At 63.8% G+C, this 12,921-nt stretch carries 13 protein-coding genes; 7 read left to right on the top strand and 6 right to left on the bottom strand.

Annotated elements, in window-relative coordinates; genetic code table 11:
• The 5 genes from DC366_RS15295 to DC366_RS15315 form a co-directional block, all read right to left on the bottom strand.
• Window positions 1-1,186: PqiB family protein (locus tag DC366_RS15295; protein WP_119851597.1), on the bottom strand; the 1,186-nt coding region annotated here is incomplete at its 3' end.
• Window positions 1,183-1,833 carry a paraquat-inducible protein A gene (locus DC366_RS15300; RefSeq protein ID WP_243405160.1) on the bottom strand — a complete coding sequence of 217 codons (651 nt, stop codon included), beginning with the start codon at window positions 1,831-1,833 and terminating at the stop codon, window positions 1,183-1,185. The genes DC366_RS15295 and DC366_RS15300, both read right to left, overlap by 4 nt.
• Window positions 1,830-2,471: a paraquat-inducible protein A gene (locus tag DC366_RS15305; protein WP_108693099.1), complete on the bottom strand. Its 642-nt coding sequence runs from the start codon at window positions 2,469-2,471 to the stop codon at window positions 1,830-1,832. The genes DC366_RS15300 and DC366_RS15305 overlap by 4 nt, the downstream gene beginning before the upstream one ends.
• 339 nt (window positions 2,472-2,810) lie before the next feature.
• Window positions 2,811-3,914, bottom strand: coding sequence for a ParB/RepB/Spo0J family partition protein (locus tag DC366_RS15310; protein WP_108693100.1), 1,104 nt, complete (start codon window positions 3,912-3,914; stop codon window positions 2,811-2,813).
• Window positions 3,901-5,295, bottom strand: coding sequence for an AAA family ATPase (locus DC366_RS15315; protein WP_108693101.1), 1,395 nt, complete (start codon window positions 5,293-5,295; stop codon window positions 3,901-3,903). The genes DC366_RS15310 and DC366_RS15315 overlap by 14 nt, the downstream gene beginning before the upstream one ends.
• Before the next feature lie 531 nt (window positions 5,296-5,826).
• On the opposite strand from DC366_RS15315, the gene DC366_RS15320 reads away from it, so the two are divergent.
• The 7 genes from DC366_RS15320 to DC366_RS15350 all read left to right on the top strand — a co-directional run bounded on the left by DC366_RS15320 (window position 5,827) and on the right by DC366_RS15350 (window position 11,839).
• The gene (locus DC366_RS15320) at window positions 5,827-7,005 is read left to right on the top strand and encodes a replication initiation protein (RefSeq protein WP_108693102.1); all 1,179 of its coding nucleotides are present in this window, start codon (window positions 5,827-5,829) and stop codon (window positions 7,003-7,005) included.
• 87 nt (window positions 7,006-7,092) lie between these two features.
• Window positions 7,093-7,443 (top strand): antitoxin Xre/MbcA/ParS toxin-binding domain-containing protein, encoded by a 351-nt coding sequence (locus DC366_RS15325; protein ID WP_108693103.1) that lies wholly within the window; start codon window positions 7,093-7,095, stop codon window positions 7,441-7,443.
• A complete protein-coding gene (locus DC366_RS15330) occupies window positions 7,424-7,936 on the top strand; it encodes an RES family NAD+ phosphorylase (protein ID WP_108693104.1) in 513 nt (170 codons plus the stop codon). Before DC366_RS15325 ends, DC366_RS15330 begins: the two co-directional genes overlap by 20 nt.
• 65 nt (window positions 7,937-8,001) lie before the next feature.
• Entirely contained in the window at window positions 8,002-9,003 is a 1,002-nt protein-coding gene (locus DC366_RS15335; protein WP_133176220.1) for a phosphotransferase enzyme family protein, read from the top strand.
• An 84-nt stretch (window positions 9,004-9,087) separates the two neighbouring features.
• Window positions 9,088-10,083, top strand: coding sequence for a TRAP transporter substrate-binding protein (locus DC366_RS15340; RefSeq protein ID WP_108693106.1), 996 nt, complete (start codon window positions 9,088-9,090; stop codon window positions 10,081-10,083).
• Window positions 10,084-10,590 carry a TRAP transporter small permease gene (locus DC366_RS15345; RefSeq protein ID WP_108693107.1) on the top strand — a complete coding sequence of 169 codons (507 nt, stop codon included), beginning with the start codon at window positions 10,084-10,086 and terminating at the stop codon, window positions 10,588-10,590.
• 1 nt (window position 10,591) lies between these two features.
• Complete coding sequence (locus DC366_RS15350; protein ID WP_108693108.1) at window positions 10,592-11,839, top strand: TRAP transporter large permease; 1,248 nt, start codon at window positions 10,592-10,594, stop codon at window positions 11,837-11,839.
• Window positions 11,840-11,843: 4 nt separating this feature from the next.
• Here the strand turns inward: DC366_RS15350 and DC366_RS15355 are convergent, their stop codons facing one another.
• Window positions 11,844-12,914, bottom strand: a complete 1,071-nt coding sequence (locus tag DC366_RS15355; RefSeq protein WP_108693109.1) for a quaternary amine ABC transporter ATP-binding protein — start codon at window positions 12,912-12,914, stop codon at window positions 11,844-11,846.
• Window positions 12,915-12,921 lie beyond the last annotated feature (7 nt).

Consider the following 12,921-nt stretch of genomic DNA (forward strand, 5'->3'; position numbering starts at 1 on the left):
CCTTCAGACCCCCCGTCAGGATCGACGTCGTCGCCAGCCGCGCGCGCAAGCCCTCCTTGACCCGCGCGCTGAGAAACTCCAGCGCCGCGCCCTCGTCCTGCGCGCCCTCCTCCAGACCCAGACGGCCCGGCTGGATCGCCAGCGACGCAACCAGCCGCACGCGGTTGTCGCCGAACCGGTCGGGATCGACCAACCCGTTCAGCGCGCTGATACGCCCGATCTTCAGGCCCGCCATCTCGACCGGGGCATCGACGGCCAGACCGGCAATATTCTCCTCGAACACCGCCGACAGGGTCAGCGTCTCGCCCTCGTCGCCCGCGAACACGGCCGCCCGCGCCGACGCCTCGTCGACATAGATCGGCACCGTCGCGCCCGGCTCCAACGGCTCGCCGCCGGAGACCAACGTGGCAAAGGTGACGCCGCCCGAAATCAGCGACGCGATGGACGAGAAATCCAGCGCCGCGCCGTTCGGCCCCAGCGAAAAGGAAAACCCCGACGTGTCCCAGAACCGCGTCGCGCTGTCGATCAGCTGGTCATGCGGCGCATAGATGATCGCCTCCGCCTCGGCGGTGGTGCCGTCCTCGCTGATCGAGGTCTGGCCGACCTGGCCCACGGTGATGCCCTGATAGACCACCGGCGCGCCCTGCGTCAGCGATGCATCGCCCGCCGCCCGCAGCGTCAGTATCAGACCCTTCTGGTTCAGCCGCTCCAGCGGCGGATCGACCAGCCCATCGAATTCCTCCTGCAAACCGCCGGGCGTGCTGTCCCAGATGCCTTCGATGAACACACCCGACAGAACCGTATCCAGCCCCGACACTCCCTGCGCCGTCACTTGCGGGCGCACGACCCAGAACCGCGCCTCCGAATCCACGAACTCGGCCACGTCCTTGTGAACGCGCACCGACACCATCACGCGGTCCAGCCCGTCGGTGAAGCCCAGCTTTTCGACCATGCCGACCGTCACGTCGCGATAGCGCAGTTCGGTCTCGCCCGCGGCGATCCCCGCGGCATTGTCGAACGCGATCCGGATCAGTGGCCCCTTGTCCACATAGGTCTTGAGCGCCACGCCGATCACTGCGATCAGCGCGATGGCGGGCACGATCCACACCACCGACAGCCGCCGGAACGGGCTGCGCCCCGCGGGTTTGACCGGCGGCGGGGGCGGTGTATCGTTGCCATGTGTCACGCCGAGCGCTCCTTTGATGCATGTCCGTCAGGGATTTCGCCGGGTTTGGGCGTATTCCCTGTGTCCCAGATCAGCCTGCTGTCGAAGTTTTGTGCAGATATCATGGTAAAGATGACGGACAAGGCGAAAAAGATGCTCGCGCGGCCGGGTGTTATATTTACCAGTGTCTGAAGCTGGACCAGCGAGGACAGGACCGCCACGACGAACACGTCGATCATCGACCAGCGCCCGATATATTCGACGATCTCATACAAGCGCTGGCGCAGCCCGTCCGAGATCTGCGGGCCCCGCTGCACGCCAATCACCAGCCCGAGGATGATCACGAACTTGGCGATCGGGATCAGCGCGCTTGCCGCAAGGATGATGATCGCAACCCCCCAAGAGCCATGCTGCGCCAGTTCCACGGCGCCGCCGATGATCGTGTTGCTCTGGCTGGACACCAGCGTTTTGGTCTCCAGCATGGGGTAAAGGTTGCCGGGAATATAGCAGGCCACGCCCAGCACCCACCACGCCATCACCTTTTGCAGCGACATCGGATCGCGCGACCGGACCTTGCCACCGCAACGCGGGCAAATCTCGGTCCCTGCCGGAGACACGCGCGTGCAGCGCTGACAGCCGATCAGGCCCATTTCGCGGGCTGTTTTCATGGTTGCAGTGACTTCCATATGGAATAGCGGCACATCATGCTGTCGGTCAGCACGACGATGATCATCAGCACCGCGAACATCCATGCGGCAGGGCCCAGGCTGACCTCGGCCAGATCGCTCAGCTTGACCAGCGCGACGGCGCAGCCGATGGCAAAGATCTCGGCCATCGACCATGGCGTCAGATCCTCGGCCAGGCGAAAGGCATGCCGGGCCAGGGGCGCTGGCGGTTTGTCCTGAATGATCGGGACCAGCACATAGATCAGAAGGATCAGCCGCGTCATCGGGATGATGACGATGAACGCCAGGATCGCGGGGGTCAGCACCGCCAGCATCCCCGTGAAGGCCAGGCTGGTCTGCACGATGGACGTCCCGTGATGCAGCCCCCCTGCCCCGATCGACAGGAACGGAAAGAACATCGCGCCGGTGATCAGGATCAGGATCGTGCTGGCCAGCGCGATCAGCCGCTTGCCGGCCCTGCGGCGCGGCGCGATCAGCACCGTGTGGCAACGCTGGCAAAAGGCACGCTCGTTCCGCGCCACTTCGGGTGTGGAATAGACAAGGTCACAATGCGGACAGGCGATGAGCCCGTCGAGCGCATCGGTCTCGTGATTGTCTGAAAGATTCTGCGCGCGTGTCATCTGCGCCTATTGTCGCCGGTTCATGGGGCAAGCTCAAGCTAAAGCGTTTCGCTTTTGACCCGAGTCGTCAGCCAAAGGCGAAACGCGCGCCACGCCCGGATGTCGCGGGCGTTTCGCGAAAATCTGTGAGTCAGGTTTTTCGCGAAACGCTTTAGCTCGGTTTGATATGCGGACCCGTGGTATTGTTGATGCGGGGGTCAGATCCGGGAGGGGATGTGCGCGCGTTTATGCAAGCGTCGATCCGATCTAATCCGTTGTTTTTATTATGTTATAATCGAATTGATGACATGCCCCCTGCCCGGCTGCCTTGCGTCGAAATGCGGTTTGGCGGCCAAACCCTTACGGCGCATCGAGCAGCGCTTTGATCTCAAGCATCAGCGAGTCCATCAGATCCGCATCAAGGCGGCCTTCGAGGCGCAGGACATATCCTTTTTCATCCCTGATCTTCCGAATCGTTATGCCCGACGTGGTTTCCAGCACGTCCGCATTCTGCCAGCCCGCGCCACCGGATCGCGCCGGCCGCCCGCCGCGCGTCTTGTCGCGGGGCGCATCGTCGGACATGGCGATCACCGATTCGACCGTCGCCCATTCCTGCTCCGGGTTGTCGGGTATCCGGCGCGCCAACGCATCCCGCAGCGCCCCGCCATCGCCATTGCGCACCGCCTGCGCCAGCCGCAGACCGCGCTTTTCGCTCAGCGCCTCGGGAAAGGTCAGCATGTCGCCCAGCTCCTCGAAGATCACCGCGAACGACCTTACCTTGCTGCGTTTCGATTTCGATGCCGTTGCGTACAGCCTGTTAACCGCATCTTCGACATTCGCGAACGCGCCCTGCTGCGTTGAAATCACGGCAATACGCCCCCGCTCGAACGGCGTCAGCTGGGCGCGCACCTCGTTTTCCTCGACCATCGCGGCGAAGGCCGCATCGGCCTCGGCCAGCGGGCGCACGATCGCGCGGATTTGATCATATTTCGCCTGACCCGTAAGATCACGCAGTGCCCTGACCGCCATATAACGGCGATACCCAGACACCAAGGCGAACCTGACCCCGCCCGCACCCGGCGAAGGCAGCTCAAACACCTCGATCGGCAGCCGCAGACCACTCGCGGCAATCGATTGCCGCAGCTCCAGCATCTCGTCTTCGTCCAGATCCATCCGGTCGCGGACCATTGCATCCGCATCGATCTGCTCCAGCGGCAACTCCGCCATCAGCAATCCGGCAGCGCGCGCATCCTTAAGCATTTGTGCATCTGCTGCGATGCGTGCCTGCCCTGCGCGAATCTCCGCGCCGACGATTTCCATCTGCTGCGCCGCCTCTCCCGCGACCTGGGCAATCGGCACCCCTGCCCCAAGGCCTGAACGCGTGGAGGTTTCGCGGCGAAACTCTTCTTCGAGTTTGGTTATGTCTGCTGCGCTGGGAGCCTCCAGCTTTTTACGCTTCGCCATTTTCAGCCTCCAGATCCAAGTTGGCCTGGTCACGATACCACGTCCCGATTATCAGTTCCTTAACTTCGGCCCAGGTCCGGTCAAATGTCTCGCGCCCCCGCACATAGGTGTCACGGTTGAACTCCCGATAATCCGCCTCATAAATCCCATTAACCTGCTCGCCGGCCTGCCCAACCATCGCGGTCAATTCCTGACGATACGTCGTCATGAAATCACCAAAATAGGCCTGGATAACGTTGGCGAGATCGGTTTGCTGGTTGGCATCAAACCGGGTTATCAATGCCCGCACCGCGTCCCACTGAAAGCCGATTTCAGGCAGCCCATCCCGCCGCCGAACCGCGTTTTCGCCTTCTTCAACACTCGCAAAGGTCGAATACAGCATATCGAAAAACCGTCCCGTACTATCGAACTCCAGAAAGGACGCACCAAGGGGGACCAGCAGAATATCAGCCGCCGCAAGCGCGTTGATCGTCAAATATCCCAGTGCTGGAGGCGTATCGATAAAGATGATATCATAATCGTTAACGATTCCTTCACCGACCAACGCATTTGTCAGCGCATCCCACAATGGCCAACTGCGCAGGCCCATTCTCCACACCGGAATTTGGAATTCGGCCCAATACAGGTTCAACTGGGCGCCCAGCAGGTCGATATTTGGCCAGTGCGTCTCCTGAATCACGTTTCGCGGCGAAACCCTCAACGCCTCTGTCAGCGTTTCGTCGAACGGCAAGGGTGGAGTGCCGGCGGCCTCGCGCACTAGGTTTTCGGCCTGCAGGGCTTTCGCATAGTCTTTGGCCAAAAGCGGAAACGCTGTCGACCACTCGTCCGGCACCTCGCCACCCATGATCGAGGTTAAGGATCCCTGACTGTCGAGGTCGATGACCAAAACCTTGTAGCCATCCAGCGCGGCGGACATTGCCAGATGCGCTGTCGTGGTGGTCTTCGACGTCCCGCCCTTGAAATTCGATACCGCGACGATCTTCGCGGGCAGACCCTCGGGCCGGTAGGGCAGGTATTCGCGGCCTGCGGCCCCCTCTGCGGCGAAGTGGCGGCGCAGGCGCAGGACATCGTCGAGCGAGAACCACTTGGAGTTGCCTTCGCCGGTGCCCTGCGGCAAATCGGGGTTCTTCTTCAGCACCCGCCGGAAATGGGCCGGGGCGACCGGGATCAGGTATTTGCAAATCTCCCAGGTCGAGAATCGGCGAAGGCGTTTCTTTCCGTCAGGCGCATAGCCGCGCCGCGCCAGATCCTGGCGGCCCTTGGCGGCAAATGCGGCCGCCTTGGCGAATCGCGCGGTGTCGATGGGGTCCGAGAGTTTGGCGGCGGCGGCGGCGGGGTCGATGTTGAAATAAGGCGGCAAGGGATCTTTGGGAGATGTCATCTCGTATCCTTCGGGATGTGCGGAGTTATACAGGATTTCACCCTATCTATCGCACATCCGTCGCGCCTGATGAAAGATTAGATCGCGGATGCCGTGAAATAATCAATAAATCGAGAAAGCAACGACATAAAGCTGTAGAATCTTTAGGACTCTATAGAGTCTTTATCCTCCGATACATCAGCGATTACAATGAAGTAGCTCCATATGGGCACCCCTATGCAGGATCATGGGTGCCTGTTTGCGGGATGCCAAGGCCCCATTTGCGGGGGCAGGGGCGCCGATTCGCGGGAACAGGGGCACCAGTGCACTGTTAGACCCTGTTTCGGCTCAATCACCGCGCGCAGGGGTTACCAATCCTTAAAGGGCATCCCGTAGATGGGTACCGAGAGGCTCGGAACTTCAAGGGATCGCGGCGTCAGGAACCCGTTTGCGGGAGGATCGCGGCGCGCATCTTCGCTGCATGAAGCACCCGGTTAAGGATTGATGTCAGGTGCCTGTCGCGGCATACTGACCAAAAAACGAGAGCGAGCAATGACAGAGATTCCCCGTGAGCGTCTGACAGGCTCATTGCGCCGGGCGGCGGTGAAAAAACACGTCGCGGCGATCCATGTGTCGGGCAAATTGTCCCTTTTGCAGCGCAAGCTGTCGAATGTTCTGCTCCTCAACGCCTATGACACTCTCACCACGCAGCGCAGTCACCAGATTGACGCAGGCACGCTTTGCCTGATGATCGGCTATAATTCCAACGATATGGCAACGCTGAAACAGTCACTAAAGGGCCTTGCAGAGACTGTTGCCGAGTGGGACATGCTCGATGCCAGCGGGCGGCCAGAATGGGGCGTCAGCAGCCTGCTGAGCTATGCGACGCTGAAAGGCGGGGTGTGCGAATATGCCTATTCCCCGGCCTTGGCCGAGAAATTGCACGATCCCAAGGTTTTCGCGCTGATCAACCTGAATATCCAGCGCCGGTTTACCAGCGGGCACGCGCTGGCGCTTTATGAAAACTGCTATCGTTTCATCCGGACGGGCAGCACCGGCTGGTGGTCGATGGAAATCTTTCGCCGCCTGATGGGGCTGGACGGGTCCAGCTATTACGAGAGTTTCAAACATCTCAACGCCAAGGTGATCAAGCCTGCGGTCGCCGAGGTGAACAAGACCAGCAACATCGTGATCACGCCCGAAACCCGCAAGCGGGGCAGGGCGGTCACGGATATCCGGTTTCTGATAAAGGAAAATCCTCAGCTGGCGATCCTGGATCTGGATGACGGCACGGCGGCGCGGCATGGGCCGGTCTATGCGCGGCTGCGCGAGCTGGGCGTCAGTGACCGTCTGGCGCGGCAATGGCTGACCACCCATGGCGAGGATCAGGTCTCGGCCAAGCTGGAATATGTCGCGGGGCGCAAGAATGTCAGCAGCATGGTCGGCTATCTGAGCGCAGCGCTGTCGGGTGATTTCGGCGCCCCGCGCGAGGCGCCGCCGCCCGGCAGCGCGCGCGCGCAGCGTCTGGGCCGGATGCAGGCGGCGGCGCAGGCGCGCACGCCGACGCAGCGCGATGCCGACAAGCGATTGTTCGCATCACGCATCGAGGATGCCGCCGCGCGCGCGGATTTCGAGCGCTTCGGCTGGATGTCGGCGCTGAACGCGCGGGCCATCCTGACCTTCTGGGAGGAGATGGACCCGGGCATTTATGACGGGATCGCCGCGGATTAGAGTCTGTTGCTGGGGCTTCGATAGGGCAGGGTCGGCTTGACGCACGTATATTGACGCATTATATGTCATTCAACGTGAGGTATCGCAATGACCATTCTTGACTATCAGGCGGACGGGTTTTTCAAGCCGGACCGCATCGCCCGGATCCTGATGACCACGCGGGACGAGATCGCGCGCACTGTCGGCCTTGGCCGCGACGCCATCGCCCGCAGCGAGCGGGTGCGCCAGCCTCGCACGCAGCGTCGGCTGCGCGAGATGATCGAGATCGTCAACCTGGTCACGCCGCGCTTTGGCACGGCGGCGATGGCCTATGCCTGGTACCGCTCGGAGCCGCTGGACGGTTTGGGCGGGATGACGGCGATGGACCTGGTGCAGGAGGGGCACGCCGATTGGGTGCGTGACTATATCGCCGCGCTGGATGCCGGCGTTTTCGCCTGAATTGGAGTATCAAGGCCCCCTTTTTCGCGCGCTGCACCCCTATCACGCGGCCAGCCCGCTATCGGGGGAGGGCGCGCGCCGCTATGGCGGGCGGTTCAACGCGCGCGGCACGCCCGCGCTGTATCTGGCGCGGGATTTCGACACGCTGCGCCACGAGATCGCGCGCGGCGGCAGCTTTCAGCCCTCGGTCATCGTGGAATATGACGCGCGCATCGCCGGGCTGTTCGATGCGCGGGACGAGGCGGCGCTCGGCCGGTTCGGGATGACGCGCGGGGCGCTGGCCGATCCGGCGTGGCTGCTGAAGATGCAGCGCGGCGAGGGGGTTCCGACGCAGGATCTGGCCGCGGCGCTGAGCGCGGCGGGACATTGCGGCATGGCGGTGCCCAGCTATGCGCGGGGCGCGCGTGAGGCGGCGCTGAACGTCGTTTTGTGGCACTGGGGCGAGGGCAGCGCCGCGCGGCTGCGCGTGATTGACGACGAGGGGCGGCTGTGATGCCTTGCGCAAGGGGCGCGGGGCGCGATAGGCGTTGGCGGATCCCGAACCGCGATAGGTGAGATTTGCCGCAAACCGACATGCCACTGGCGCAGCTTTTGCCGCATCTGGACCGGCTGGCGCAAGATGCGCTGGCGCTGTGGGATCTGCCCGAGGGGGCGATCGCGCGGCGCATCAACGTGTCCGAGAACACGACTTACCGCGTTGACGCGCCGGGGCGGCGGGCGATCCTGCGGATCCACCGGGCGGGATATCACAGCCGCGCGGCCATTACCTCCGAGCTGGACTGGATCGCCGCGCTGGACCGCGACCGCGCGATTGCCGTGCCGGGGATGCATCCGGGGCGCGACGGGCAGTTGATCCAGAGCGCGCGCATTGCGGGGCAGGGGCCCCGGCGGCGGATGGTGCTGTTCGATTTCGTGCCGGGACGGCACCCCGAGGAGGGCGGCGATCTGGCGCCGGGGTTCGAGCAGTTGGGCGCAATTGCCGCGCGCTGTCACATCCATGCGCGCGGGTGGCGGCGCCCGGCCGGGTTTGAGCGACCCGCCTGGGATCTGGAGGCCGTCTTCGGGCCAGCTGCGCCTTGGGGGGACTGGCGCGCGGCGCCGCATGTGACGCCGGGCATTCGGGATCTGCTGGAAGAGGTGCAGGAGCGGCTGGAGGCGCGGCTGGCGCGGTTCGGCCGGGGGGCAGGGCGCTATGGGCTGATCCATTCGGATATGCGGCTGGCCAATGTGCTGATCGGGCCGGAGGGTCCGCGGCTGATAGATTTCGACGATTGCGGCTTTGGCTGGTTTTTGTATGATTTTGCCGCCGCCGTCAGCTTTGTCGAGGATGATCCGCGCCTGCCCGCGCTCAAGGCCGCATGGCTGCGCGGATACGAGCGGATCTGCCCGCTGGCGCCGGAGGACAAGGCCGAGATGGACAGTTTCATCATGCTGCGGCGCATGGCGCTGCTGGCGTGGATCGGCAGCCGCAGGGACGCGCCCGAGCCGCAGTCGCTGGCCCCGCATTTCGCCCGCGGCACCGAAGGTCTGGCGCGCAGGTGGCTGGGCGGGGGGCTGTAGCGCCACGCGGAACCGGGCGGACCCTTGCATCCGGCAATCCCTTCGCGCCATATGCGCGCATCTTTGTTATTTGGGAGGATCCCGATGAAAACCCTGTTCAAGGCCGCCGCCGCGCTGGCCGCCCTTGCCGCCCCGCTGCCTGCCCTGGCCGAGATCGAGCCCGTGACCTTGCGCCTTGCGCATGTCGTGAACGAGCAGGACGCATTTCACGCCGCCGCGACCAAGTTCCGCGATCTGGTGGACGAGCGTTCGGGCGGCGCGATCACGGTCGAGGTTTTCCCCAACGCCACGCTGGGCGACGAGCGCACGCTGCTGGAGGGGATGCAGATCGGCACCATCGACATGGGGCTGATCACCAACGGGCCGGTGTCCAATTTCCTTGAGGATATGGCGGTGTTCGAACTGCCGTTCCTCTTCCCGTCGTCCGAGGCCGCCTATGCGGTGCTGGATGGCGAGATCGGGCAGGAGCTGCTGGACCGGCTGTCGGAGGTCAACCTCAAGGGTCTGGCCTATGCCGAGCGCGGCTTTCGCAACCTGACCAACTCCGAGCGGGCGGTGAACACGCCGGCCGACATGGGCGGGCTGCGCATCCGCGTGATGGAAAACCCCGTCTATATCGATACCTTCCGCGAGCTGGGCGCCGATGCCATCCCCATGGCCTGGACCGAGGCGCTGACCGCGATGCAGCAGGGCACCATCGACGGGCAGGAAAACCCGGTGAACGTGGTCCATTCCTTCAAGCTGAACGAGACGCAGACCAACATGACGATGACGCGGCACTCCTACGCGCCCGCGATTTTCGTCATGGGCCTGCCGGTCTGGAACGGGCTGGGCGAAGAGGCGCAGACGATCCTGGCGGATGCCGCGCAGGAGGCCGCCGAATACGAGCGCGCCCTGAACGCCAGCCAGCAGGGCGAGCAATTGCAGGCGCTGAGTGATGCGGGCATGACCATCGTCGATGACGCCGACCTGTCGGCCTTTGCCGAGGCGGTCAAGCCGGTTTACGAGAAATACGGCGCAAAGTTCGGCGATTACCTGCCCCGCATTCAGGAGCAGATCCGCGCGGGCGCGGCGCAGTAAATGCTGGCGGGCCTTGAGAGGCTTGACAGCCTTCTGGGCGCGGTCCTGAGGCCCGTCATCTTTGCCGGGATGGCCGCCCTGACGGCGGTCATCACCTTGCAGATCGTCAGCCGCGTGCTGTTCACCTCGGTGTCCTGGACCGAGGAAGTGGCGCGGTTTCTGCTGATCTGGATCACCTTTCTCGGCGCCGCGCTGGCGTGGCAGGAGGGGCGGCATCTGGCCGTGGCGCTCTTGCGTGACAGCCTGCCTGACGGGCCGCGCCGGATTGTCACGGGGGCCGCGATCCTTGTCAGCATCGCCTTCATGGTGGCGCTGGCGGTGATCGGTGTGCGCTATATGAACGTGCAGAGTTTCCAGAAATCCCCGTCGCTGCGCGTGCCGATGAGCTATGTCTATGCGGTCATGCCGATCGCGGCGGCGTTGATGGCGGCGCTGTCGGTTATCGACCTTGCCCGGCTGATCGCGGGGCAGGGGCCGCGCGGCGGCGATGCGGAAGGCGAGATGTGATATGAGCCTCGTCCTTGCCGGTCTGTTCATCCTTTTCCTGCTGATGGGATTGCCCATCGCCGTGGTGCTGGGCGCGGCCACGATGAGCGCGCTGAACCTGTCGGGCGTGCCGCTGATGGTGGTGCCGCAGCAGATGTTTTCCGGCATCAACAGCTTTGCGCTGGTCGCTGTTCCGATGTTCGTGCTGGCAGGCGACGTGATGGCGCAGGGCGAGATTTCCAAGCGGCTGGTGGCCTTTGCCGATGCGATGTTCGGCTTCATCAAGGGCGGGCTCAGCATCGTGTCGGTGCTGGCGGGCATGTTCTTTGCCGCGATTTCCGGATCGGGCGCGGCGACCACGGCGGCGGTCGGCGCCAGCCTTGTGCCGGAGCTGAAGCGCAAGGGGTATGATCCTGCCGCCGCTGCGTCTTTGATCGCGGCATCAGGGACGATTGGCGTGGTGATTCCGCCCTCGGTCCCGATGATCATCTATGCGGTGATCGCGCAGGAATCCGTGTCGAAGCTGTTCCTGAACGGGTTCATCCCGGGCGTTGCCATGGGCGTCGGCCTGATCATCGTGGCGCTGATCCAGGGGCACCGGCGCGCCTATCCGCGCGGCACGCCGTTCAACCTGTCCACCATCGGGCGCACATTGCTGTCGGCGATGTGGGGGCTGTTCGCGCCGCTGATCATCCTTGGCGGCATCTTTTCGGGCATCTTCACCCCGTCCGAGGCCGCCGTCGTCGCGGTGAATTACGCGATCCTCGTGTCGCTGTTCATCTACCGCGACCTGACGATGGGCCAGCTTTACCGCATCGTGGTGCGCGCGGGCGTGACCACGGCAGTGATCATGTTCGTGATCTCGGCCTCCTCGGTGCTGAGCTGGGCCTTGTCGAGCTGGCAGGTGCCGGGCGCCATTGCCGATTTCGCGCTGGCGCTGACCGGCAATCTCTACATGCTGCTGCTGATCATCATGCTGATCATCCTCGTCACCGGCGTCTTTCTGGAGACGGCCTCGGCCCTCGTGATCCTGACGCCGATGCTGCTTCCGCTGGCGCTGCAGCTGGGGCTGGGGACGGTGCATTTCGGCATCATCATCGTCGTGGGGCTTGCCATCGGGATGGTGACGCCGCCGGTTGCGATCAACCTTTTCGTCGCCTCCACCACGGCGGGCCTGCCGATCGAGAAGATCACGCGCGCCGTGCTGCCCTATCTTGGCATCCTGATCGTCGTCTACCTAATCATCGGATTTGGCCCGCTGATGTGGTGAGGCATCATGCCTCGGCGCGGGCCAGTGCCGCGCCCTCGGCGCCGCCCGACGGGACCAGCGCGCGCACCAGCGCGCGCATGTGCAGAACGCCCACCTGTCGGCCGTCCTGCATCACGCGGTAGCGCAGCGTCGTGTCGCCGCCCGATTCCGCGATCACCGATTCCAGCGTGGCGTCATGGTCCACCTCGCCCGCGACTTCGCCGGGATCCTCGGTGGTTTCCTCCATCACCGAGCGCACGCGCAGCACGCGGGCGCGATTGATGTCGGCGACGAAATCCTCGATGTAGGGATCGTTGGGATTGAGCAAGATCTCCTGCGGCTCGCCCTGCTGGACGATGAAGCCGTCCTTGAGGATCACCAGATGATCGGCCAGCTTCAGCGCCTCGTCCAGATCGTGGGTGATGAACACCACGGTCTTTTGCAGCTCGCCCTGCAGGTCGATCAGCAGGTTCTGCATGTCCGTGCGGATCAGCGGATCGAGCGCCGAGAATGCCTCGTCCATCAGCATGATGTCGGAATTCGAGGTCAGCGCGCGGGCAATGCCCACCCGCTGCTGCATCCCGCCCGACAGCTGCGCGGGATACTGGTTGCCCTGACCCTCCAGCCCGACACGGTCGAGCCATTTGGTGGCCTCGTCCGCATATTGGCGCTTGCTCTTGCCATCGACGGCAGGGGCCATGCCGGCGTTTTCCAGAACCGTCCGGTGCGGCAAAAGCGCGAATTTCTGGAACACCATCGACATCCGGTGCTGGCGCAGATCGCGCAGCGCCTTGTCGCCATAGTCCAGGATATTGTCGCCATCGACCAGAACCTCGCCCGCCGTCGGCTCGATCAGGCGGTTGAGGTGGCGGATCAGGGTCGATTTGCCCGAGCCAGACAGGCCCATGATGACCGTGGTCTTGCCGCGCGGCATGTCCACGTTGATGTCATTGAGGCCCAGCACATGGTTCGTCTCGGCCAGAAGCTCGGTCTTGCCCATGCCGTCCTTGACGCGCTGCAGGGCGGTCTGCGGGTCGTCGCCGAAGATCTTGTAAAGGCCGCGGACCGAGATCTTGGGTGCGTTGTCATCTGTCATGTCCGGT

It is taken from the genome of Pelagivirga sediminicola, from assembly GCF_003072125.1.
Lineage (GTDB): Bacteria > Pseudomonadota > Alphaproteobacteria > Rhodobacterales > Rhodobacteraceae > Roseovarius > Roseovarius sediminicola.

Coding starts and splice junctions, on each gene's coding strand:
- DC366_RS15300 (WP_243405160.1), bottom strand. CDS start 1,833: ATGAAAACAGCCCGCGAAATGGGCCTGATCGGCTGTCAGCGCTGCACG.
- DC366_RS15305 (WP_108693099.1), bottom strand. CDS start 2,471: ATGACACGCGCGCAGAATCTTTCAGACAATCACGAGACCGATGCGCTC.
- DC366_RS15310 (WP_108693100.1), bottom strand. CDS start 3,914: ATGGCGAAGCGTAAAAAGCTGGAGGCTCCCAGCGCAGCAGACATAACC.
- DC366_RS15315 (WP_108693101.1), bottom strand. CDS start 5,295: ATGACATCTCCCAAAGATCCCTTGCCGCCTTATTTCAACATCGACCCC.
- DC366_RS15320 (WP_108693102.1), top strand. CDS start 5,827: ATGACAGAGATTCCCCGTGAGCGTCTGACAGGCTCATTGCGCCGGGCG.
- DC366_RS15325 (WP_108693103.1), top strand. CDS start 7,093: ATGACCATTCTTGACTATCAGGCGGACGGGTTTTTCAAGCCGGACCGC.
- DC366_RS15330 (WP_108693104.1), top strand. CDS start 7,424: ATGCCGGCGTTTTCGCCTGAATTGGAGTATCAAGGCCCCCTTTTTCGC.
- DC366_RS15340 (WP_108693106.1), top strand. CDS start 9,088: ATGAAAACCCTGTTCAAGGCCGCCGCCGCGCTGGCCGCCCTTGCCGCC.
- DC366_RS15345 (WP_108693107.1), top strand. CDS start 10,084: ATGCTGGCGGGCCTTGAGAGGCTTGACAGCCTTCTGGGCGCGGTCCTG.
- DC366_RS15350 (WP_108693108.1), top strand. CDS start 10,592: ATGAGCCTCGTCCTTGCCGGTCTGTTCATCCTTTTCCTGCTGATGGGA.
- DC366_RS15355 (WP_108693109.1), bottom strand. CDS start 12,914: ATGACAGATGACAACGCACCCAAGATCTCGGTCCGCGGCCTTTACAAG.